A 22,354-nucleotide genomic window follows, 5' to 3' on the forward strand; every position below is an offset into this window, starting at 1 on the left:
TGCGCTTCTTGATGCGTGGGTGCGAGAGCCGGGGTGCGGTCGGAGCGGTGCGGGCTTGAGGACTTGAGGACTTGATCGAGCCGTACGCGATCGCCGATTCCGTACGCGCTCGCCTGTCGCTGGGTGAGGGTTGGACACGTTTGTGGACGACTGCTTGGCGGTTGGACGGCGACGAGATCTTCTGGCCGGTTCGCGATCTGGGATCGGTTCCGGTGCTCTCGTCGCGGCCGGTACGGCGCTTCGCCTGGCGGGCGCGTCAACGGCACCGGCCGGGACTTCAGTTTCTGGTGTCCACCGGTCGTCACCACGGGTTCGAATCGTTGGAGGAAGCCCGGTTGCTGCTGGCACTCGACTTCCTGCAGGTTCGGGAGGTGCTGCCGCAGCCCTTCCGGTTGGAGTTCGTGCACGGCGATGGCCGGATGGAGCACGTACCGGACTTCTTGGCCGTGATGGGTGACGGCTCACGGTGGCTGTTCGACGTGCGCCCGGGCCATCTGGTGAAGGAAGCGGACGCCGTGAAGTTCGCCGCGGCGGACGAGGCGGCACGCTCCTGCCATTGGAAATACGCGGTGGTCACTGGGTGGCGGCGGCATGTGTGGCCGGTGCTGGACGCCCTGTCGGCTCAGCGACGCCCGCTGGACGATCCACTCCAGCTGCGCGCGGAGGTTCTTGGTGAAGTGGCCCGAGGGCCGGCCCCGTTCGGTGACTTGGCACGCCGCACCTCGTTGCCGGTCGTGGCCCGGGCCCACACCCTCCATCTGCTCTGGCACCGCCAGCAGGGCATCGACATGGCCAGCCCACTGAGCGACGGCTCGATGGTCTGGCTGGCCGGGGGAGCAACGCGGTGACCGCCCGGTCGGAGCTGCTGGGCCTGGAGGTCGGTGGCCGACTGCGCTTCGACGGCTTGGACTGGCAGGTGACAGCCGTCGAAGCCCAGCTCGGCCGGGTGCTGCTGCACGGGTCGGACGGCCGCGATGAGCGGCGTTCGATCCGCTGGTTGATGCAGCACCCGGACTGCCGGGCAGTGAGCGTCGGCCGGACAGTGCAGAGCGACGGCCGGCAGCCATCAGCCTGGGAGGACTTGACTGAGAACCAGCAGGCCAAGGCCCGGCTGCGCGCCGCACACTTGCTGGAGGCCGAAACGGGCTACCGCTCGGGTGACCCCCGTCGGCGCGAACCGGACGAGCCGCGGCCGGCCTACGATCCGGACCGCACTACGCTCGGTCAGTGCCGCCGGGCGAAGGTGGCTGAGCTGAAGGCCCTGGGCCGCGAGGAGGCGGCGGCGCTCGGCCTGGCTCAGGTCAGTGAGCGCACGCTGAAACGGATGGCTGCCGCGTGGCGCCGGGAGGGACTGCTGGGCTGTGCGGATGGCCGGTGGCTGCGGGCTTCCGGGGGACACCACAGCATCACCGAGGAGGTGCGCGAGGCGATTTTCGCCGTCCGGGAGGAGACCTTGCACCGCTCCCGCCTGAGCATGCGCGGCCGCGAGCGGCTGATCCACCAGTACGTGCAGGAGTCTTTCGGCTCCGACGCGGCGGTTCCGGGATATGACACGTTGCGGGCGGTCTGGCGGGAGTGGTTCGGGCCCGGTGGCGCCCGGCAGCGTTACGTCCGTTGCGCCGAAGCGGCCAAGGACGCCTCGGCCCGGGTGGTGGTGCACCGGCCGGGCCAGGTGGTCGCGCTCGACACCACGCCGCTGCCTGTGAAGGTCCGCGAGTCCGTCTTCGGCGAGCCGGTGTCGGTCATGCTGACGCTGGCGCTCGATCTCTACACCCATTCCATCGTTGCCTTCCGCCTGATGCCGGTGGCGGATACGGCGGTGGACATCGCGATGCTGCTGCGGGACGTGATGATGCCGCTGCGCGAGGGCTGGGGCGAGGAAATGGAGTGGCCCTATCCGGGGGTTCCGGCCACGGTGGTCGCGCAGTTCGCCGGTCACCGGGTTTCGGCCCTGCCGTTCTTCTCGCCGGAGATCGTCACCACCGATCACGGCGCCGCCTACAAGAACCACCAGATCGTAGAGGCCGAACGGGCCTTGGGCTGCAACATCCTTCCGGCCCGTACCCTGCGTCCGACCGACAAGTTCGCTGTCGAGCGGGTCTTCGGCGCGCTCAACTCTCTGCTGGTCGTGTCCTGGCCTGAGCAGGCATCCGCAATCCACGATGCTGTCGACGCCGACCGGCGCCGAAGTCGTGATCAAGGCAGCATGCCTATGCCGCCTCCGCGGCTGGGCGAAACCCTGCGGCGACGAAGCCTGTTCCTGCTGCCGCCTGACGACGACGCCGACGGCATTGAAGCGAGGGAGCAAGCGTGAGCGAGGTGACTCCGCGAAGCGTTCTGGCGGAACTGGCCAGCGGCACGAAGCCACGGCGGGACACCTACGAGGGCTGGCAGCGATACCGGACGACCCGCGGCCAGTTCCTGGCGGCTCCCATCCTGACCTTCACCCAGTGGCGGGCGATGAGCTCGTCGGAGCGGTCGCTCTACGACCTGCACCGCACGGCCACCCACGTCAACCTGCCGTTGCAGGAGACCCCGATGTCACTGCGGGTCGGCCGACTTGTCAACCGACGTCTGCGCAACAACGCACTCAAGCAGAACGTGGCCACCCGGCCTGGGGTGATGGTCTCCGGCTGGGGCTACCAGGGCAAGACGGAGACCGTCTGCGAGGTCGCTGCCGCCTTCGAGGACGCCTGGCTGGAGCTGCACCACTACCTCAATCCCGACGCCGTGGACGGGACGAACGACCTGCACGCCCCGGTCGTCTATGTCCAAACCCCGGTGACCGCCAAGCCGAAGAGCACCTGCCAGGCCGTGCTGGACTTCTTCGGCGCCAGCACGCGCGGCATGAGCCTGCCCCGGCTGATGCAGCAGGTCGCCCAGTCCCTGAGCGACCACGGCGTCAAGGCCCTGATCCTGGACGACATCAATCGGCTGCGCATGCACCGCGCCGACGACCAGGACACCCTCGACCTGATCCGGGCCTTCATGAGCATGAACGTCACGCTCATCCTGGTCGGCGTCGACATTCCCGGCAGCGGGCTGCTGCGGGATGCCCGGTGGGACGCCAGACAGCGACAGTGGGTGATGGACCCCTCCGAGCACGCTCGTGTCCACGGCCTGGAGGCCACCCAGACCGAGCGACGCTTCGACCTGGTGGAGCTCGACCGTTTCCGCACTTCCACTCCCGAAGAAGCCACCTCGTTCCAGGCCCACCTCCGTGGCATCGAAGCTCACCTGAGGCTGCTGAAGGCCAAGCCGGGCATGCTCACCGGCGGCGCGATGCCTGAGTACCTGATGCGCCGCACCAGCGGCGTCGTCGGTGTCCTGGAACGGCTCATCGAGGACGGTGCTCAGGAGGCCATGGACAGCGGGAAAGAACTCCTCGACGAGAACTTGCTCGACGAGATCGTCATCAGTCTCGACGACCCCAGCCGCGACCCGTCGACCGGGGAGATCCCACCGATTCCCGGAAGGGGTACATCCTCGAGAACCGCGATTGTGAACAAGGGCGCCCGTAGCCGGAGGAAGAACACCGTCTTCGACGACCGCGGGCCGGCTGCGGCCGGAACTGCGGGGTGACCGGTGTCCGAGGAGGCGCCGCTGCCCCGCAGCCTTGTTCCGCTACCCGGCGAGAGCCTCCCCGGTCTGCTGCTGCGGCTGTCTCACCGCCTTGACCAGCCACCATCGGTCATCGCCTTCCGATCCGGCCTGACCCGCCGCATCGGCATACCTACGCCGGTGAACCACCTGCTCATGCTGGCACCGCAGTTCCGGCCCCGATTCTCCCGTGCCACCAGAGTTCCCGAGCACCTGACCGACGGCCTCACTCTGCGTCCGCTCGTCAGCCGCTACCCCGCCGTTGCCGACGCCTTGACCCGCCGAGGACGCCAGTCCCACCTGCGCCCGCGCTCCTACTTCCCTCCCTGGATCTTCGGCACGAGCACCCGCTACTGCCCTCTCTGCCTGGCGGGCGACGGCAGCCAGATCCAGCTGAGGCACGGCGGCGCCTGGAAGACCACCTGGCGGCTGGCCGTGACCTTCATCTGCCTGCACCACCGGATCTTCCTTCAGGACACCTGCCCGGCCTGCCAGGTCCCCGCCCACGTCGCTTCGCGCAAACTCAGCCTTCTTCCCTCACCCACGGTGGCTGGACTGCATCCCCTCCAATGCCGCAACACCCGCACGGACCTGACCCATTGCGGCGATCGGATGGACAACCCCGACCACGTCATCAACACGTCCACCCCCAGCCCCGAGGTGATTGAGCTCCAGCACCAGCTGCAACACCTGCTCTCGCCCGACTGTGACCCGACCAGCGCCTTCGCCGTCTTCAGCGACCTTCAGGTCCTTGCCGCGATCGTCCAGGCAACCTGGCCCGCGACCGCCAGCGTCACTCCTGAGCACCGACTGGCGGATGCCTTTGACGCCCACATCACTGCGCAACAGCACTGTGATCTCACCGCTCTGACACACGTCCAGCGCGGAAACCTTTGGGTGACTCCACCGTTGTCCGCCCCAGCCATGGCCGGACTCATGGACATTGCCTCCCGTCTGCTGGCCCTGCCCCCGGCTGCCCTGCCTCAGGCCATCACGGCGTTGCTCGGGAGCCTCCCTCCTCCCACCGCCAGCGGCTGGGGCAACATCTGGACCAGACTGCGGCACGATGCCTCTCCGGAATTTCGCACCCAGGTGATGTCCGCCCTCCCGAGATCCTTCCGAGTCGGCGGCAGCCGCGAGGACGCGAGCTGGCGCATCGCCCGACGGCCGGCCCTCCGCACACGCGACCGCGGCTACCTTCCAGAGCACATCCCTCAGTGGCTGCCGGACGACTGGTTTCGTCTCGCGGTCCATGACACTTCACCGAAGGCGATGAGCCGCAGCGTTACCTACCGACGCTTCGTCGCCGTCCAGCTGGTGCAGATCGTCACCGGCTTCCAGCTGGAGGAAGCCGCACGCTTCCTTGGAATCCCCGATGCCTGGCACCAAGCGCCCATCCAACAGCGCAAGCTGCACTCCCGCAGCCGCTACCGTCACCGGACCGAAGACCTCTCCGTGTCCCTGGAAAGCATCGGTAGGCACCTCGCTCAGATCGAATCGCCGGTGAGCTACCGAGCACGGCGCATGCGCTATTCGGATTGGACCCTCAGTCCCGAAGAGTGGGCGAGTATGACCGCCTCACGCCCAAGACAAGAAGGCCGTCATAGCCCCTCTGACCTGCTGATTCACGCCTGCGTGTCCAGCAGTATCTGGGCACGTCTCACCGGCAGCGAGTGGAGACTCGCGCCCAGCATCCTGATCCACTTCCCGTCCCTCAGCTCCCTCGACATGGGAGGCAAACAGGCGGAGGCAGTGCGGCACCGCATCAGGCACAGAACCAGCCCCTACTACCGCGGCCTTGGCGAACTCATCAACCAGGTTGCCGCGGCCGAACATCGGGCCTGAAGTGTCCCGTCTCGCTGGAGCTGAGGCACGACGGCCGCCTGACCTGGTGTGTCTCAGGTTGAGTGAGATGCCGAGTGTCCGTCTGTCTCGCCCAACTGACTTCTGACTGGCGCCTCGTCGAGCACCTGCGTCCGGACCCAGGCTTGCTGGAAGGACTGAGCCGCACGGCCATCGAGACCTGGAAAATCCTTCGTCCGTGCCGCCGTCCGGATGATGAGGTGGCACGGTGATGAACCACGATGAGGCCGCGACTGTCCGACCGTTGACGCTGGCTTGGGTGGGTCGGCACCTGGAGGCCGGCGAACGGATCGTCAAAGCCGAGGAGCTGCACGGCGGCATCACCGCCGAGATGCGGAGGCTGATCATCGGCACACGGGACGGAGGCACCCGTGACCTGGTGCTGCGGACCTACGTCGACCCGTTCTATATGGAGCACGCCGAGGACGGGCTGATTGGGGAGGCCAGCGCTCTGACCTTGCTCGCGGGGACCGGCGTGCCGGCTCCTTCACTGGTCGCGGTTGATCCGACTGCCGCGCAGTGCGAGTATCCGTCGCTCCTGATGACCCATCTGGCGGGCCGGACGGTTCTCGACGATGAAGGAGTGGAGGCGCGCGTTCGCCTGCTGGCCCGTCAACTTGTGGCGATCCACGCGGTGTGCCCTGCTGAGCGGCCCCGGGAATATGCGACGTTGACGACCGCGGACACTGTCGTGGTTCCCAAGGGCGCCGACGCGGCCGTATGGGCCGCAGCGATCGAAGTGATCCGCAGGCCCGCGCCACCCTATGAAGGGCGCTTCCTGCACCGGGACTTCCAGCCCGGCAACGTGCTGTTCGACGTGTCGCCTTCGAACCCGGAAGGCGCCCGGATCACCGGCGTCATCGACTGGGCAGCAGCCTCCTGGGGCCCGGCCGATCTCGATGTGGCGCACTGCTCCGTCAATCTCGCGCTGCTGCACGGCCCGGCTTGGGGTCTGCGGTTCGCCGAGGCGTACGAGGAGGCTGGCGGTGTGCTGGCTGCGAGCGTGAGCGAGCGGCTGTACTGGCGGGTGCGGGACGCGCTGGCCGCCTCGGAAGAAGTGCAGTCGGTGTCGCAGCCGTGGCGGGAGGCCGGGAGGACAGAGCTGACGACGCGAGCTGTGGAGGAGCGGCTGGATGCCTATGTCACCGCCCTGATGGACGCGCCGGGCTGACACGCGAGAAACAGCGGCAGTTGCCCGAGATTGAGTGAGACGTACAGCCCGATGCCTCACATCGACCGAGACTGTTTCGGCTTCAGCGAGACAGGACATTCGCCGCGCAGATTGATCGGGACTCGATCACGTCGCCGAGCAGATCCAGCGGGAAACCCTCACAAGCACTGGGAACGGACACCGCCGCTCAGTGCGTCAGGTCCTCGGGATCCGAGGTGAGCATGGTGACCGGACTGGGGGCGGCGAGGGCGGTGGCACTGAGCATGGCGTCGATGGCGTATGTGGCCGTGCAGGCCGGTGTTGGTGAGGAGGGCGGCGGCGTGGCGGGCGATGGACGCGGCGATGGGTTCGACGACGAGGCGGGACAGGGTCCACTCCAGGGTTGGGCGGTTGATTCGGGGATGGACCACCTCCACCAGGGTGGCCGCAGACGTGATGACCCGGAGGTCCCCGTTCGGGCCAGCGCGGGCCATCCCGTGACGGACCGGTCACGGGGCACGGCCTTGGCAAGCCCCTCACTGTCCAGGACCAGCGGGCCGTCGGGAATGGGAGGGGAGCGGGTCACCCGGCGCTCGCTCCGCCTTGGTACGAGCGGCTTCCCCAGCACTTCGAAGCCCACGCGAACTGGGCACTCATCACGATGATGACCCGACGCCTGACCCGCCAAAGCCCTTAGCACCGACAGCTGGTCAAAGAAGTCCCAGACTGCTCAGGAGTGATTGCAAACGAGCGTATAGCGCCAGAACAGCCGTCGTCGCAGCCGTGCTCCGGGGAGGACGTCTCTGGCTGTACGGACAATGTCGTCGAAGGTCATGTCCGCTGAGCGAGTAGGGGCCGTCATGGATACGGGCCGGGGCGAGGGGCGCCCCTTGTTCTTCAGCCAGCCCATGGCGGCGTTGGCCGGAATGGCGACGACACCGAGCAGGTGGTCCACAGGGGTCTGAGTGCGGGACAGGCCCACGATCACCAAGGTCCCTCCCGGCGCCAGATGGCGGCGGAAACAGGTGAGTGCCTGGGCGAACGGCAGATGGTGGATCGTGGCGACGCAAGTGATGACGTCGTAGGAGCCGACAGGGAACTCGGCTACTGCATCCGCGACGATGAAGGTCACGGGAAGCGCAGCAGGAGTCAACTCCTGGGCCTGGGAGGTGATCACCGGATCAGAATCGACTGCCGTCACAGCGGCGGCGCGTCTGGCCAGGAGCCTTGCGAGGTCTCCGCTGCCGGATCCGATGTCCAGGGCGTCGTTGAAGCGTTTCGGCAGCTGCCGCAGGATCCAGGGGTGGTAGTGGGCGTTGTGATCCCACGGGTAGGCGGCATTGAACCGTTCAAGAGCACGCAGGAGACGAGGCGACAGGATCTTCATCCACTTAGTCCATCAAGTCCGGGCAGCAAGCACACCCCGTTCCGGAACAAAGATCAACCGCTTACCGGACCGCCCGACTCGGCCCATAGAGGCGAGTTGCGTCAGGCGGTATACGCACTTCCTGCTGTCGCCCCGAGCCGCTCGACCGCCTCCGGCCGCCGCCCGCCACCCAGCGCGGCACGCGCTGCCCCCTCAACTGATCTCGCGTCACTTTCTGAGGCGCCACCTTTCGGACTCGGCAACTGAGGCGCCATACGCGCAGATCACGTGATCGGCTCTGGCTGAGTCGTCGCTGAGCCGGGCTCGGCCGCATGTGCCCCAGGATCGCCCGGCGGCCGGAGGAATTCGTTCGCCGTCTCAGATGATCGCTTATAGCCTGCGTTGGGTGATGACAGCTGATGACGTGTTGTCTGTCTTGGCCCTGCTGCAAAGGGCACGGGTTGACGTCTGGATCGGCGGAGGCTGGGGGATCGATGCTCTGATTGGCGAGCAGACCCGGGGGCATCGCGACCTGGACTTGATGCATCGGAAGGATCATGAAGCCGCTGTCATGGCAGTCTTGTCTGGCATCGGTTTCGCAGAGAGCCTCGACTGGCGGCCTATCCGGTTCGTCGTAACGGATCTGGACGGCCGAGGGATCGACCTTCACCCGCTGGTTTTCGCCGAGGACGGCTCAGCAGCGCAGGCATCGTTTGAACCGGAGCGACCGTTCATGTATCCCTCCTCATGCTTTGTGACGGGCGTCATCAGCGGGACGACCGTCCCGTGTCTCTCAGCTGAGCAGCAGGTTTACTTCCACCAGGGTTATGAGCCAACCGATCGTGATCGTCACGACATGGCCCAACTCCGCCGAGTCTTCGGGATCTCCACTCATTTTTGATCCGGTCAGCGAGACGAGCATCGCTTTCCCAGCGCCTGTCGCCATTGACGTTCGGCCCTCGGTCTTCCCTCAGCAAGGCAACTTCGATGAGGGATCGTCATGGCGTCGGTCGCACGCAGCGCGCAGGCTTCACGGAAGTTGATCCAGGGCCCGAGATGTGGAAGCGCCCGATCCTCGTCGGTGCCGTTTCCACCGGCAGGCCCTGCCGACCGTTCGGTGGCATGCTTTGCTGTTGTCCCCGTAGGCGGCGTCTGCTTGCCGGCGGTGGCTGGCATCGGTCAGGCGGAGCGGGTCAGACGGTCGCGCGGTCGTGATTGCTGGAGGTGACGAGGCCGTGAGGTGCGGAAGGAGGTCGTGGCCCCCTTCAACGAGGAGCAGCTCTCTGTGATCAGCCTCACCGTGCCTGCCCGTCCCGAGTGACGGTGCTGGTGGTCGTGGTCCTCCGCCACCGGCACTAATGGGCGGTACGTGTGGTGAGGTCGTTTTTCGTGATGGAGCGGACCACCTGGCAAGGGGTTCCGACCGCGACAGCCATCGGGGGAATGCTGCGGCTGACGACGCTGCCGGCGCCGATGACCGACCCGTATCCGATGCGGACGCCGGGCAGGACCACCGCGTTGCTGCCGATCCACACCTTGTCTTCGATCACGATCGGTTCCGAGAACCGTCCGAAGTCGGTGCGTCGTGAGGGATGCACCGGGTGTCCCGTGGTGGTCAGTGTCACGCTGGGCGCGATCACGACACCGTTGCCTATGCGGATGTCCACGTCGTCGACGAACGTGAGGTTCACGTTCCCGAAGAAGTCGTCGCCGAGGTGGACGTTGTTGCCGAACCCGGCGTGGAACGGCGGCAGCAGCACCGTGCGTTCACCGACCGAGCCGAAGATCGCGACGAGCAGCGATCGACGCTTCTCCGTTTCGCTTGGTGGTGTGTGGTTGTACTCGAAGATCTGCTCGGTGCGGCGCCGAGGGGCCTGGAAGGCCGCTTCGGACTCGGTGTAGACGAGCGCCTTGGCTATGCGGGCCAGGACTTCTTCCTCGTGAGCATGCGTCACAGCGGAACGCTCCCTTCGTTCAATCCCTCGGGCACAGGCCCGGCGCGCCCCCGGGTGACCGCGTGTCAGGCACAAGGTCATCAGTTAAAGCATGGCGGGGCGCCGCCACTCCTGTCCGAGGACATGGTGGTCGAGGAAGTTCAGCGCCGTCTCGTACATGATGCGAATGTGGTTCGGTGCCCCGATTGCGTGGCCCTCGTCCGGGAAGTAAAGGAATCTGACGGGCGCACCGAGCCCCTGCAGATCGCTGTGCAGGCTCAGTGCCTGGCCCGTCGGGACGCGGTGGTCCTTGCCACCGTGCACGATCAGCATCGGCGTGGTCACCTTCGCCGCGTGGAAGTGGGGCGAGTTGGCTTCGTACCGTTCGCGCTGCGTCCGTGGGTCGCCGAAGATCTTCTGGAAGTATGCGTGCATGTCCGTGTCGATCTGGAATGCTTCGAGGTTCCACATCCCGGCGTGGGTGACGATCGCCTTGAAGCGGTCGGTGAGGGTCGCGGCCCGGTTGGCCAGGTAGCCGCCGTAGGACCAGCCGGCGAGGCCAGTCCTGGTCGCGTCGAGGTCGTCGCGTGCCAGTGCCGCGTCCGTCAGCGCGATGAGGTCACGGTAGGGCTGACCGCCGTACTGGCCCCGGCCGCGCTCCTGCATGCGTTGCCCGTAGCCGGTGGACAGCGCCGGATCCGGTAGCAGCACCGCGTAGCCACGGGCCGCGAGCGGCCATGGGTTCCACAACCACGTCCAGGCGCTCCAGGACATCTGTGGTCCACCGTGCGGGGCGGTGATCAGCGGCGCTGGGCGCTCGGCCGAGGCGCCCTCGGGCAGCGCGAGCCAGGCGCGCAACGGGAAACCGTCGTCGGCTTCGACGTGCACCTCGGTCAGTGTGCCGGGAAGCGAGTCGAGGTCGCCGGGAGCGTGGAGGAAGGCGGGGTGTTGATCGGCTGTGACGGCGTCCAGGTGAACCGCTCGAGGCGGGCTGTCGATCGTGCTGCGCAGTGCGTAGAGGGTGGTCCCATCGGGTGACACGCAGAGCGAGGCGTAGGCGCCGGAGGCGGTCAGGCGGGTGATCGTGCCGTCGGCGTCGCGGCGGAAGATCGGGCAGTGGCCTCGCTCGTCACCGGTGAACCACAGCGTGGAGTCCCCACGGATCGGCGAGAGGACCGCCCGTCCCGGCCACGGCCAGTTGTCGAACTCTGGCAGGAGGTCGGTCTCTTCATCCGAAGCCACATCGAATGCGACAAGCGTGACTCGCCACTCTGTGTCGTAGGTCTCCTCTCGCTGGCGCTGGCAGACCAGCGCCGAGCCGTCGGCTGTGAACGCCAGGCGGTAGTACTGATGACCAGGGCGCGAGAAGGTGTGGCGCTCGACGCCGGTGGCCGCGTCGGCGACCACCACGACATTCGTGTCGGGAGCGCGGCCCGTCGCGGCCCGCGTGTAGGCCACCAGCGATCCGTCCGGCGAGAGCGCCATATCTCCTGTGCCCGCCAGACCCTGGCTGCCGGCGTTCACCGGAGCCCCGTCGGAGTGCAGGGCGAAGGTGTGGGGTTCGTCGGGGCCGGGGCCTGCGCCAAAGGCGCAGGTCGTGGTCGCCTCGTACAGAACCGCGTTGACCATGGCGCTCTCGCGCTCACGGCGAAGTTCGGCGTATGCCTCGGCATTCACCGCGCCGGGCAGCAGATCAGCGGTGTAGGCGACCGTGGAGGCGTCCTTGGCGACGGCGAAGGCGGATATGTCTCCTGGGTGGTGGGCGATCGGCCTTGCCTCGCCGCCCTTCGGCAGTGCCCACAGTCCCACACCCTGGCTCTCGTTCTTTCCGGCGGCGGAATCTGTGTTTCCGCGGCCGGAGAGGAACAGCAGTGCGCCGTCGGCAGCGAAAGCGGGAGCGAAGTCACCCTGCACGGACCGGGCCACGGGGCGACTCTCGCGCTCGCCCGAGGGGTCCACCTCCCACAACCTCGAAACGTGCCTGGTTCCCTCGTCGTTGATGATCTGCACGGACGCGATCAAGCACGTTCCATCGGGCGCCAGGGCCAAGTCGGTCAGGCGGGAGTGCGTGGCGAACCGGTCGTGGAACGAGGTGGCATCATCCAAGGCGTGGATCATGGCAATCATCCTGCCTGCCGCACCCGAACTGTGACAGGGGACCCATGAGCCGAGGGACTGCGCGCCTGGCGGGATGTGTCGTCAGCGATCCCGACGCCGATCTCACTGAATTGATCAGCAATTCGCTCTGATCCACATTCCGCTGGCCGAGCAACCGCCGTTCCTGTGGACTGAGCGGGGGTGAGTCCGTTCAGCCGCGCGCCCCGAACGGTCTTGGGCGAGCTGGTCCCCGGCGTACTCGACCCCGGGGCGGCGACACGCATCCTGTGCGTAGTCCGGGCCCAGAGGCCAGTTCCCTGCGCGACCTGGCCAATTGAGTACGGCCAGAGGCGACGGGGAGGCCCTGAATCATCCTCTGGTGGAGCAGGGGCCCCGCACGCTGACGCCGTACCCGGTCTCCCAGGTCGCACGATCACGCTAGCCCGATCAGCCCAGGGCACCGCAAGCCCGCAAGCGGACGATCACACGATCGAGCTAATTCGGCCTTGTGCGCACTCCTTGGCGAGCAGTTCCAACCCCTGCGGCGGAAGATCTCGCACGTGGCTGCGGTGCACGCGCGTTGTCGGCGTCCGCTGCGAACTGTGCGACCCGACGGGCTGCTTGTCCGTTCGAACTGACTGCAACGCGTCTTCTACGGCAGCAAGCGGGTGAGCCACACGAGTTCGCCGCTGTCTTCGGTCGAGATGTGGTCGCGCTTGAACCCGAGCTTTTCAAGGACGCGAAACGATGGTGCATTCCAGGGACGCACCGTTGACCAGAGCCGTTTCCGCCCAGTCGCGATCGCCGCGTCGAGCACCACGGACGCCGCCTCGGTGGCATAGCCCTGTCCGTGCACGCGCTGGAACAGCTCGTAGGCGATCTCTGGCTCGTCAACGGAAGCCCGACCGACAGTGAGCCCGCAATATCCGATGAAGTCCCCAACATCGCGGCGGATGACGGGCAGCAGAGCAATCCCTGTCACTGCCGACGCAGCGCGCTGATCCTCGATCATCCGCCGGTTGTCCTCGACCGTCGGCATGCCACCACCACGTTCGGCGACGAGCACGCGATGGGCGTCGACGTCGGACTCGGTCCACGGACGCAAGCTCAGTCGAGCGGTTTCCAGTTGGAGCGGCATCGGCGAATACGGCATGGCGACACCCTACAGACGCCGCTCCCCGATCCAGGGCAACGGAGATCACGTGAGACGGACAGGTGTGGTCTGTCTCAACGAACAGAGCGCTGGGGGCGTTTGTCACCGAAGGTGGACAGCGCGTTCATCGGCGGATCGTTGCGATGAGGCGTCGCAGTCCGGCGTGGGCGGGTGGGCCCCAGGTGGCCTTGCCGCCGGGGCGGCCATGAAGGCCGGCCTCTCCGATGAGGATGCCGCTGAGGGCTGTCAGCACCGCCCAGCCGCGGGCGCGGCGCAGGGTCGCGACGTCCACCACCGGCTGGTAGGCGTCATGGAAGCGGTCGGCGGCCCTGTCCGGCAGCAGTATCCAGCAGGCGGCGAGATCGCAGGCCGGATCGCCCGCGCAGAGGTCGCCAAAGTCGATCACGCCGCAGAAGGTGCCGTCCGCGGTGAGGACGTTGGCCGGATGCAGATCACCGTGAATCCACAGCGCCGGGCCCGTCCACTCAGGCGCGGCAACGGCGTCCTCCCAGACCGCGCGGATGGCATCCGGTTCGGGGAGCAGCCCCAGCTCGATGGCCGAGGCGAACTGCTCGGCGAACTGCTCGGCACGGTCGGCCAGTGGCCCCCCGCGGCCACGGCCGACGGGCGCCTTTTCGGGGGCAGGTCGGTGAAGGGCCGTCAGGAAGGCGGCCAAGGTGCCGGCCGCCTCCGCGGCGCGTGTGGCGGGAGCGCGGTCGGCAGGCGAGCCGGGCACCCAGGTGGTGACGATCCAGGGTCGCGGAAACCGCTCGGAGGGCTCGCCGAGGCGCTGCGGGACGGGAACGGGCAGGGGCAGGCGCGGGGCGAGAGCGGGTAGCCAGGCGTGCTCCTTGCGCAGCAGGGCGTCCGCGGACTGTGTCGCCCAGGGCAACCGGACGGCAAGGTCGTCGCCGAGCCGCCACAGTTGGTTGTCCCAGCCACGCGCGCCGAGCTTCAGGGGACGCCCGGCCAGGTCGGGGTGCTGGTCGAGCAGCAGATCCCGGACCAGATCTGCGGTGATGTCGATCTCGGTATGGGTCATGCGGAGCCACGGTAGTCGGACGCTGGCCCGGGCTCTTGTGACGCCCAGTACTCAGTGCCGCTCACCATCCTCACTTCCTGAACTGGGCACCGCACGGCAACGCCCATGGGCGCCTGGTTCCCCCTCGGCCGTCCTGCGAAGGGAGGAAGAGACACAGGCTGGCATCATCGGTGCGGGCCAGGTTTGGCGGGGAGTGCTTCCATGCCCCTTTCTTGCCGCCTGCCTCGCCGAGAGCCGCGCGCCGGAAGCCGCCCATGGCCGACCGGCGCACGGACCCGCGGCTCGTTCACCGCCAGATGGACTTCAGCTGCCACGCCTGCAGGTGGTCGAGGGTGGCGGTGCCGCCATCGGCGAAGACCTCGACGCCGGTGCTGGAGGGGTCGGGGAAGATCTGGTCGGTGATCACGGCTTCGCCGTTGCCGCCGAAGACCTCGACGGAGGACCAGTCGACGAGGATGCGCAGCTTGACCTTGCCGTTCTTGGCCTTGAGGGGGGCGGTCTGGACGCCGGGGAAGGTGCTGTTGAAGTCGCCGACGCCGGAGCGGGAGCGGTCGACGTACAGCTCCTGTGTTGTGGTGTCGTAGCCGATGACGGTCTCCTCGCCGCCTGCTCCGGTGCGGACCTTCAGGCCGAACCGGTCTGCGTCCTTGAGGGAGAAGGTCGCCTCGATGTCGAGTGCCTTGCCCTGTACCCCACGGCCGATCAGGGGCTTGGAGGTGTTCCTGACGGTGATGCCGGACGCCGTCGCCGGGCGCTTCTGTCGGAGGGACTCCAGGCTGCCCACTGGCTTGCTGGTCAGCCGAATCTGGCCGTCGACGGTGCGCAGGGCCATCTCCCTGGGGACGCTCTGCGCGCTTCGCCAGGGGGAGGTGGGGATTGACTGGCCGTAGTCCCAGTTGTTCATCCAGCCGATCATGTAGCGCTTGCCGCCCGGTGCGTTCTCCCAGGACACCGCCGCGTAGTAGTCCTTGCCGTAGTCGGCCCAGTCAGCGCGCTGGACGACGGACTTGGCGGGCTTGTCAGCGGTGGTGAACTGGTCGGCCATGAGGTGGCCCCAGCCGGCGGAGTTCATGTCGACGACCTGGATCTGCGCCTTCTTGCCGACGTACGGGCGCAGGTCGAAGGACGCCCAGTCCAGGCTCTCGCTGTCGGCGCCGGTGACGCTGCGGACGACCTCGCCGTCGACGATCAGGTTCACGGACGTCTCCTGGGAGACGCGCGGGGCCTTGGTGTCGGACAACATGATGTGGTCGACGTTGAGGTGGCCCCAGCCGCCGCTGTTGTTGTCGACGATCCTGATCTGCGCCTTCTTGCCGGCGAGTTCGCCGACGTCCCACGAAGCCCAGTTGAGTGCCTCGCCGTCCTTTCCGGTGGAGCTGCGGACGACCTGGCCGTCCACGAGGAGCTCGACGGCGGTGGGGTTGTCGGAGTCGGCCGGGTGGTTGCCGCCGCCGATGAGGAAGTTGATGTGCTTCTTGTCAAGGGTGAACTCGGGCGAGGTGAGGGTGCCGGTACTGGCGTCGCCGTTCAGGAAGGTGTTGGCCAGCCCGTCTCCCAGGAAGCCGGAGACCTGTCCCTGGTCGGGGAGGGTGCCGGTGGCCGGTGCGGTGCCGAAGGCGTCCCCGGTCGCCGTCCAGTCGCCGTAGGTCCCGCCTTCGAAGTCGGCGAGGACTGTGCCCTCGGGCGGAGTCGTGTCCAGCACGGTTCCGGCTTCGTACGGGTGCCGCCCGCCGCCGATCTTGAAGTTCAGGTAGGGGCTGTCGACGGTGAATTCGGGCGAGCTGAGGGTGCCTGTGGCGCCGTCTCCGCCGTGGAAGCTGTTGGCGAGGCCCTTGCCGTCGAAGCCGGTGACCGCCCCCTGCCAGTCCACCGCACCGGTTGCCGGTCCCTGACCGAACGCGGAGCCGGTGGTCGTCCAGAAACTGAAATTGGTGCCCTCGAAGTCCTGCACCACCGTGCCGGTGGGCGGGGTGTAGGTGCCCTTGTCGTCGGCGGTGAACTTCTTGCCGTCGAAGTCGCCGACGAAGTACTGCGAGCCCGAACCGCCCGCGATACCACCGGGGTTGATGTTGACGACCAGGACCCACTTGATCTTCTTCTTGTCCCCGTCGACGGCGAGGGGGAACAGGTCGGGGCACTCCCACACGCCGCCGGTCGCGCCGGCCGGCCCGAACTCGCTCTGCAGCGTCCAGTCCTTGAGGTTCTTTGACGAGTAGAACCGCACCTTGTGCTCGGTGGACAGCGACACCGTCATCAGCCAGCTCTTGGTCGGCTCGTACCACTGGACCTTGGGGTCGCGGAAGTTGTTGGAGCCGATGTCGAGGACGGGGTTGCCCTGGTACCTGGTCCAGGTCCGGCCGCGGTCGGTGCTGTAGGCGAGCGACTGGGCCTGCTTGCCGCCGTTCTTGTAGGCGCTGGTGTAGATCGCCACCATGGGCGGGTTCTTCTTTGTGCCGAAGCCGGTGGTGTTGTTCCAGTCGACGACCGCGCTGCCGGAGAACACCATCTCCTCGTCGTCGTGCGACAGGGCGAGCGGCAACTCCTCCCAGTGCACGAGGTCCCGGCTCACCGCATGCCCCCAGGACATGTCGCCCCAGGAGTTGCCGTTCGGGTTGTACTGGTAGAAGAGGTGGTACTCGCCCTTGTAGTAGACGAGACCGTTGGGGTCGTTCATCCAGTTCTTCTCCGGAGTGAAGTGGAACTGGGGTCTGTAGGTCTCGGTGTACGGCGGGGTGTCGGCAGCGACGGCTGAAGGAGCCAGCGGCGCTGCGGACAGGGCGCAGACGGTCGCCACCGCCGCCATCATCCGTATGCGGGCATGCCGGGATACGCGTGCAGAGCTCATGGTGTCTCCTAGTCCCGCGGCTCGTCGGTGCAGCACTGACTGCGGCCCCGGCGCGGACGGACCGAAAAGTGACATCCCAGCGGCGTCGACGTCCAGGCAGCCGACTGGGGTGTCAGCGACGACGAATGTCATCGATGACAGCGAGTGCCCGATTATGAAGGGCAATCCGGCCAGTGCGTCAACGGTTCGGGCGCGATTGCTCCGGGACGGGTCTGCGGTCCGTCGGGCGTCGTCGGCGGTCGCGAACCGCACCAACGAGCTCGGCCATGATGGGTTGGAGTCGGCAACCGTGCAGGTCAGAGCGGTGGCTTGGGTGGCAACCGGCAGGCTTTCGCGGCCTCGCGCGAGACCGAGATCGGCTGCGTTAACGAGTTGTTTCCGGGGTGTTGACCGGTGGGGCCTCTCGGTGCTTCACTTCCGGAACCGGTACCGAAACCGGTTCCGGGACTGCTTCCGGTACCGGTTACACGGGTCTCTGTACGATCGTCCCTTCGGTGCGGGAGGGAAGTCTTCCGCCTCTGTAGGAAGGGAGGGGAGGTGACATGGGAGTCACTATCGCCGACGTGGCCTCGCGGGCCGGGGTCAGCAAGACGACGGTCTCGCGGGTGCTGAACGGCAAGGGCGAGATCAGCGAGGACACCGTCTCGAAGGTCCGCAAGGCGATCTCGGAGCTCGGCTATGTGCCGAGCGCCGGGGCAGTGGGGCTGGCACGTGGCACGACGCAGATGATCGGCATGCTGGTCCCTGATCTGGCCTGGGTCTGGGCCGGCATTGTGCAGGCGGTCGTCGAGACGCTGGAGGCCGAGGGCTTCGGGCTGCGGATGCTGACCGTGAACGGCGGTGAGGAGTCACTGCGCAGGCTGGGCCTGCAGGTCGCTGCCAAGTCGTTCGACGGTCTGCTGGTGATAGAGCCCGAGGGGGCCCTGGCGGCCATCACGGAACTGCACGAGGCCGGACTGCCGGTGGTGCTGATCGACGACCGCTTCCAGCGGCCGGGATTCCCCTACGTGGCCACCACCAACCGGGAGGGCGGTGAGCAGGCGGCGCGCCACCTGCTGGACCTCGGCCGCCGTCGCCCTCTGGTGGTGACCGGTCCTGATGAGTACGGCTGTACTCAGGAACGGTTGGGCGGCTTCGTCGACGTCTATGCGCAGGCCGGGATCGAGCTCGAACCGCGCAGCATCATCTGCGGCGACTTCTTGTTCGACAGCAGCCGGAGCGCGGTGGCGCAAGCTCTCGCGGACGGCGTGGAGTTCGACGCGGTCTTCGGTCACAACGACCCCTCGGCGGCCGGCGTGATCGCGGCCTTGCACGAGGCCGGCCTCAAGATTCCGCGGGATGTCGCCGTGGTGGGGTTCGACGACGTCGAGGTGGCGTCGTACACCTATCCGGCCTTGACCACCGTCCGCCAGCCGATGCGGGAGATGGGTGAGGCAGCGGCGCGTCTGCTCCTCGACCACGTGCGCAGATCGCCCGAGGCCGCCCCCTCACGCATCATTCCCACCAGCCTCGTGATCCGGGGCTCGACGTTAGAGCCGAGCTCGAACTGACGCGACGTCATCACGGTGCGTACGTGATGGCGCCTCGCAGCCGGGCGGTGCGTTGCCGGTGACGCACCGCCCCCCGTCTCCTTGAAACTTCGGCGACCCACTTCGGCCTCGCCTTCCTTGCAACCATGGCGGCTGCGCCCGCGTTCATGCGGCACCGCCCACATGCAGCCTTCCGCTCGCGCGTTCCCGATCCGGGACACCGAACGGCGCGCCTGGCCCACCCCGCCCGGCCGCTACCCACTCCGCGTCGGATGTTCCAGCCGCGCCCTGCGGCTGACCGCCGATGCCGCTGTCACCGCAGACGGTCCCCACCCGTGCGCCGACCCATCCGGGCGTCCGCCCGTTCTCACCCTTAGCCCCCCGCGCCTGTTTCGCCCAACGGCAAGGAGCCGCATCATGCGTATCACCACCCGTCACGCTGTCAGAACCGTCCAGACCCTGTGTGTCACCGTCACGGCCGCCCTGGTGGCCACCGGCTGCGGCCGGAGCGAGGATTCCGGCCCCGCCAAAGACGCACCCGCCGAGATAGCCGCGGGCAAGGCCAAGGGGACGGTGGTCATGTGGTCCATGGGCGACCCCGACGAGGACCTGAAGGAGCTGGCCAAGAAGTTCGAGCAGGAGAACCCGGACGCGACCGTCAAGATCACAGCGGTCCCGTGGGGCTCCGCCCACGACAAGCTGACCACCGCGGTCGCCGGCGGCAACACCCCGGACATGTCCATGATCGGGAGCACCTGGATGGCCGAGATGGCCGCCATGAACGCCTTCCAGGCCACCCCGGCGTCGATCAAGTCGTCGGACTTCTACCCCGGCCAGTGGGACACCACCAAGTACAAGGACACCTCCTACGGCGTCCCGTTCATCGCCGACACCCAAGCGATCTACTACCGGACCGACATCACCACGAAGGCCGGCATCAAGGGCGCCCTGGCCGGCGACCGGGCCGGATACCTGAAGGACCTGGAGGCCATCCAGGCCACCGCCGGCAAGGAGAACCCCAAGCTGCGCCATGCCAGCGGGCTGGTGATGGGCTTCAACTCCTGGATCTTCTGGGTGCCGATGGTGTGGCAGCAGGGCGGTGACATCTACGACGCCGAGACCGGGAAGTTCACCTTCGACTCGCCCGAGGTCGCCAAGGCGCTGGAGGACTGGGCGAGCGTCCCGAAGGAGGGCCTGGCGCCGACCGACAGGTCGGACAACGTCCAGGGCTTCCGGGACGGGCTGATCGCCGTTTACCAGGAGGGTGGGTGGGCCGGCGGCAGCTTCCACAAGGACGCCCCGGAGCTGGACGGCAAGTGGAAGACCATGCCGGTGCCGTACTCCGAGCAGCCCGCCGGGTTCGCCGGCGGCAGCGACCTGGCGGTGTTCAAGGAGGCCAAGAACCCCGACGCGGCATGGAAGTTCGCCCAGTTCCTGACCGAGCCCGCCAACCTCGCGGCCTACTCCAAGGGCACCGGCAGCCTGCCCCCCGCGCCCCAGGCGTGGACGGAGGGCAAGCTGACCGAGGACGAGAACATGAAGGCCTTCGCCGAGCAGCTCGAGGTCAGCAAGGCGCCGCCGGCCATCACGACCTGGCAGCAGATCGCCGACACCATCGACTCCGAACTGGAAAAGCTGGCCCTGGGCAAGGCCACCGTCGCCGAGGTGCAGAAGACGCTGCAGTCCAAGGCCACCAGCATCGGCACCGGCCGATGAGCGCCGCCGCGATGAGCACGCCTCGTAGGGACGGATGACATCCATGTCCACGAATACGCTCCCCGGGCGGGGCGACACCGGCAAGCAGAACACCGGGCAGCCGGAGCGGAGTGCCGATCGCCGGCGCCTCACGCTCCGGAGCCCGGCGCGCGGCAGACAGGCCCGGGCCGCCTGGCTCCTTGCCGGGCCCTTCCTCGCGCTGTTCGCGGCCTTCATGCTGCTGCCGGTGGTGTGGTCGCTGCTGATGAGTTTGACCGACACTCAGAGCGCCGATCTGCGCACCCCTTTGAACGTGTCGTTCGTCGGCTTCGACAACTACGTGCGGCTCTTCCAGGACGATCAGTTCTTCACGGCCCTGCGCAACACTGCCGTGTTCGTCCTGGTGGCCCTACCCCTAACCCTGGCCGCCGGGCTCGCCGCGGCGGTCGCCCTCGACCGGGGCATCCGCCGCTTCCGGGCCGTCTTCCGGGTCGGCTTCTACCTCCCGGTGATCACCAGCATCGTGGCCGTCGCCGTGGTGTGGAAAACGCTCCTCGAACCCCGCGCGGGACTGGTGAACCTCGTCCTGGGCTGGTTCGGGATCGACGGCCCGGCCTGGCTGGCGGACACCCGCTTCGCCCTGCCCGTCATGATCCTGATGGCCGTATGGCGCAACCTGGGCACCGTCATGATCATCATGCTGGCCGGGCTGCAGTCCGTGCCCCAGTCCCTGATGGAGGCGGCCGAACTCGACGGCGCCGGGCCCTGGCAGCGGTTCTGGCGCGTCACCTTCCCGCTGCTGCGTCCCGCCCTGCTGCTGACCGCCGTGACCACGGGCATCGGCTACCTGCAGTTCTTCGACGAACCGTTCGTGATGACCGACGGCGGACCGCTGGACTCCACCCTGTCGGCCACGTTGTACGCCTACAAGCAGTTCGGCAACGGCAATTACGAGATGGCGTCGGCCGCCAGCTACGTCATCTTCGTCCTCATCGTGGCGCTGACCGTGCTGCAGTTCCGCGTGCTGAGAGACAAGGACTGACGACCCATGAGCACCCTCTCCACTCTCCCCACGGCACAACCGGGCACGGACCGCGTCCTCAGGCGTCGCCGCATCCGCCGGACCTGGGGCCGGCCCTGGCTGTATCTGCCGCTCGCGGGCGCCCTGCTGCTGATGATCGCGCCGTTCCTGTGGATGCTGTCCGGGTCCTTCAAACCCGAGGCCGACATCCGCAGCGTCCCGCCCGTCCTGCTCCCCACGGCGCCCACGACCGCCAACTACGGTGAGCTGTTCAGCACGCTCGACTTCACGAGCATGTTCGCCAACTCCGTGATCGTGGCCCTCGCCGTCACCGCCGGGAACCTCATCTTCTGCTCGATGCTCGGATACGCCCTGGCCAAGCTGGAGTTCCGTGGACAGCGCGCCGTGTTCCTGCTGGTCATGGGGACGCTCATGATCCCCGGCCTGGTCACCTTCGTTCCCCTGTACGTGCTGGTGTCCAACATGCAGCTGACCGGGTCCATGCTCGGGCTGATCCTGCCGTTCCTGGCCGGCCCCTTCGGGGTGTTCCTGATGCGGCAGTTCATCTCCACCCTGCCCGACGAGCTGATCGACGCCGCCCGCGTCGACGGCTGCCGCGAACTGGCCATCTTCGCGAAGATCATCCTGCCGCTGACCAAGCCGGCCCTCGCCACCCTCGGGATCATCACCTTCCTCGGCTCCTGGAACAACTTCCTGTGGCCCCTGGTCGTGGCGCAGAACGAGAGCCAGTACACCCTCCCCGTCGGCCTCGCCCTGGCCAGCAGCGGACAGTCCTTCACCCGCTTCGGCATCCTGCTCGCCGGCGCCGTGATCGTCCTGCTGCCGGTGATGATCGTCTTCCTTCTCTTCCAGCGACAGTTCATCGCCGGTATCGCCACCACCGGCCTGAAGTGACACCTCTGCTCCCACCCCGTCGCCCCCTGCCGCACCGGTTCAGCCCGGGGCGGCGGGCAGGCAGCGCGCGAGCCCCGCCGCGCCAGTCCGAGCTCCACCACGGCAGACGGCAGCGTCCTTGCGACAAAGCGCTCGAAGTCGCCA

General features: G+C 67.5%; 16 protein-coding genes and 1 pseudogene. 10 read left to right on the top strand and 7 right to left on the bottom strand.

Going from position 1 to position 22,354, the window contains the following annotated elements:
• Positions 1–161: 161 nt before the first annotated feature.
• From OG622_RS44730 to OG622_RS44750, 5 genes are all read left to right on the top strand, one after another.
• Complete coding sequence (locus tag OG622_RS44730; protein WP_371582782.1) at positions 162–848, top strand: TnsA-like heteromeric transposase endonuclease subunit; 687 nt, start codon at positions 162–164, stop codon at positions 846–848.
• Positions 845–2,314 (top strand): hypothetical protein, encoded by a 1,470-nt coding sequence (locus tag OG622_RS44735; protein ID WP_371582784.1) that lies wholly within the window; start codon positions 845–847, stop codon positions 2,312–2,314. Before OG622_RS44730 ends, OG622_RS44735 begins: the two co-directional genes overlap by 4 nt.
• The gene (locus OG622_RS44740; protein ID WP_371582785.1) at positions 2,311–3,582 is read left to right on the top strand and encodes an AAA family ATPase; all 1,272 of its coding nucleotides are present in this window, start codon (positions 2,311–2,313) and stop codon (positions 3,580–3,582) included. The genes OG622_RS44735 and OG622_RS44740 overlap by 4 nt, the downstream gene beginning before the upstream one ends.
• Before the next feature lie 3 nt (positions 3,583–3,585).
• The gene (locus OG622_RS44745) at positions 3,586–5,445 is read left to right on the top strand and encodes a TniQ family protein (protein WP_371582786.1); all 1,860 of its coding nucleotides are present in this window, start codon (positions 3,586–3,588) and stop codon (positions 5,443–5,445) included.
• A 229-nt stretch (positions 5,446–5,674) separates the two neighbouring features.
• Entirely contained in the window at positions 5,675–6,634 is a 960-nt protein-coding gene (locus OG622_RS44750) for a phosphotransferase family protein (RefSeq protein ID WP_371582788.1), read from the top strand.
• A gap of 187 nt (positions 6,635–6,821) precedes the next feature.
• On the opposite strand, the pseudogene OG622_RS44755 reads toward OG622_RS44750, so the two are convergent.
• Together OG622_RS44755 and OG622_RS44760 are read right to left on the bottom strand one after the other, a co-directional pair.
• A pseudogene (locus OG622_RS44755) lies at positions 6,822–7,199 on the bottom strand (DNA-binding protein).
• Positions 7,200–7,343: 144 nt separating this feature from the next.
• On the bottom strand, positions 7,344–8,000 hold the full coding sequence (locus OG622_RS44760; RefSeq protein WP_371582789.1) for a class I SAM-dependent methyltransferase: 657 nt from the start codon (positions 7,998–8,000) through the stop codon (positions 7,344–7,346).
• A 388-nt stretch (positions 8,001–8,388) separates the two neighbouring features.
• Here OG622_RS44760 and OG622_RS44765 point away from each other — a divergent pair, with 388 nt between their 5' ends.
• On the top strand, positions 8,389–8,880 hold the full coding sequence (locus OG622_RS44765; RefSeq protein ID WP_371584418.1) for a nucleotidyltransferase domain-containing protein: 492 nt from the start codon (positions 8,389–8,391) through the stop codon (positions 8,878–8,880).
• A gap of 454 nt (positions 8,881–9,334) precedes the next feature.
• On the opposite strand, the gene OG622_RS44770 is transcribed toward OG622_RS44765, so the two are convergent.
• The 5 genes from OG622_RS44770 to OG622_RS44790 form a co-directional block, all read right to left on the bottom strand.
• Positions 9,335–9,934: a sugar O-acetyltransferase gene (locus tag OG622_RS44770; protein ID WP_371582791.1), complete on the bottom strand. Its 600-nt coding sequence runs from the start codon at positions 9,932–9,934 to the stop codon at positions 9,335–9,337.
• A gap of 84 nt (positions 9,935–10,018) precedes the next feature.
• A complete protein-coding gene (locus OG622_RS44775; RefSeq protein ID WP_371582793.1) occupies positions 10,019–12,031 on the bottom strand; it encodes an alpha/beta fold hydrolase in 2,013 nt (670 codons plus the stop codon).
• A gap of 631 nt (positions 12,032–12,662) precedes the next feature.
• A complete protein-coding gene (locus OG622_RS44780) occupies positions 12,663–13,163 on the bottom strand; it encodes a GNAT family N-acetyltransferase (protein ID WP_371582794.1) in 501 nt (166 codons plus the stop codon).
• Positions 13,164–13,287: 124 nt separating this feature from the next.
• Positions 13,288–14,205 carry an aminoglycoside phosphotransferase family protein gene (locus tag OG622_RS44785; RefSeq protein ID WP_371582795.1) on the bottom strand — a complete coding sequence of 306 codons (918 nt, stop codon included), beginning with the start codon at positions 14,203–14,205 and terminating at the stop codon, positions 13,288–13,290.
• A gap of 286 nt (positions 14,206–14,491) precedes the next feature.
• Complete coding sequence (locus tag OG622_RS44790; protein ID WP_371582796.1) at positions 14,492–17,050, bottom strand: GH32 C-terminal domain-containing protein; 2,559 nt, start codon at positions 17,048–17,050, stop codon at positions 14,492–14,494.
• A 542-nt stretch (positions 17,051–17,592) separates the two neighbouring features.
• Between OG622_RS44790 and OG622_RS44795 the strand changes: the two genes are divergently transcribed.
• The 4 genes from OG622_RS44795 to OG622_RS44810 all read left to right on the top strand — a co-directional run bounded on the left by OG622_RS44795 (position 17,593) and on the right by OG622_RS44810 (position 22,210).
• Complete coding sequence (locus OG622_RS44795; protein WP_371582798.1) at positions 17,593–18,600, top strand: LacI family DNA-binding transcriptional regulator; 1,008 nt, start codon at positions 17,593–17,595, stop codon at positions 18,598–18,600.
• 396 nt (positions 18,601–18,996) lie between these two features.
• Positions 18,997–20,295 carry an extracellular solute-binding protein gene (locus tag OG622_RS44800; protein WP_371582799.1) on the top strand — a complete coding sequence of 433 codons (1,299 nt, stop codon included), beginning with the start codon at positions 18,997–18,999 and terminating at the stop codon, positions 20,293–20,295.
• 43 nt (positions 20,296–20,338) lie between these two features.
• Positions 20,339–21,316, top strand: coding sequence for a carbohydrate ABC transporter permease (locus tag OG622_RS44805; RefSeq protein ID WP_371582800.1), 978 nt, complete (start codon positions 20,339–20,341; stop codon positions 21,314–21,316).
• A 6-nt stretch (positions 21,317–21,322) separates the two neighbouring features.
• Complete coding sequence (locus tag OG622_RS44810) at positions 21,323–22,210, top strand: carbohydrate ABC transporter permease (RefSeq protein ID WP_371582801.1); 888 nt, start codon at positions 21,323–21,325, stop codon at positions 22,208–22,210.
• Positions 22,211–22,354: the final 144 nt, after the last annotated feature.

This window comes from Streptomyces sp. NBC_01314, assembly GCF_041435215.1.
GTDB lineage: Bacteria > Actinomycetota > Actinomycetes > Streptomycetales > Streptomycetaceae > Streptomyces.

Excerpts from the sequence above, each read along its gene's own strand:
- OG622_RS44750 (WP_371582788.1), top strand. The coding sequence starts at position 5,675 with ATGAACCACGATGAGGCCGCGACTGTCCGACCGTTGACGCTGGCTTGG.
- OG622_RS44760 (WP_371582789.1), bottom strand. The coding sequence starts at position 8,000 with ATGAAGATCCTGTCGCCTCGTCTCCTGCGTGCTCTTGAACGGTTCAAT.
- OG622_RS44765 (WP_371584418.1), top strand. The coding sequence starts at position 8,389 with ATGACAGCTGATGACGTGTTGTCTGTCTTGGCCCTGCTGCAAAGGGCA.
- OG622_RS44775 (WP_371582793.1), bottom strand. The coding sequence starts at position 12,031 with ATGATCCACGCCTTGGATGATGCCACCTCGTTCCACGACCGGTTCGCC.
- OG622_RS44780 (WP_371582794.1), bottom strand. The coding sequence starts at position 13,163 with ATGCCGTATTCGCCGATGCCGCTCCAACTGGAAACCGCTCGACTGAGC.
- OG622_RS44785 (WP_371582795.1), bottom strand. The coding sequence starts at position 14,205 with ATGACCCATACCGAGATCGACATCACCGCAGATCTGGTCCGGGATCTG.
- OG622_RS44790 (WP_371582796.1), bottom strand. The coding sequence starts at position 17,050 with ATGAGCTCTGCACGCGTATCCCGGCATGCCCGCATACGGATGATGGCG.
- OG622_RS44795 (WP_371582798.1), top strand. The coding sequence starts at position 17,593 with ATGGGAGTCACTATCGCCGACGTGGCCTCGCGGGCCGGGGTCAGCAAG.
- OG622_RS44800 (WP_371582799.1), top strand. The coding sequence starts at position 18,997 with ATGCGTATCACCACCCGTCACGCTGTCAGAACCGTCCAGACCCTGTGT.
- OG622_RS44805 (WP_371582800.1), top strand. The coding sequence starts at position 20,339 with ATGTCCACGAATACGCTCCCCGGGCGGGGCGACACCGGCAAGCAGAAC.
- OG622_RS44810 (WP_371582801.1), top strand. The coding sequence starts at position 21,323 with ATGAGCACCCTCTCCACTCTCCCCACGGCACAACCGGGCACGGACCGC.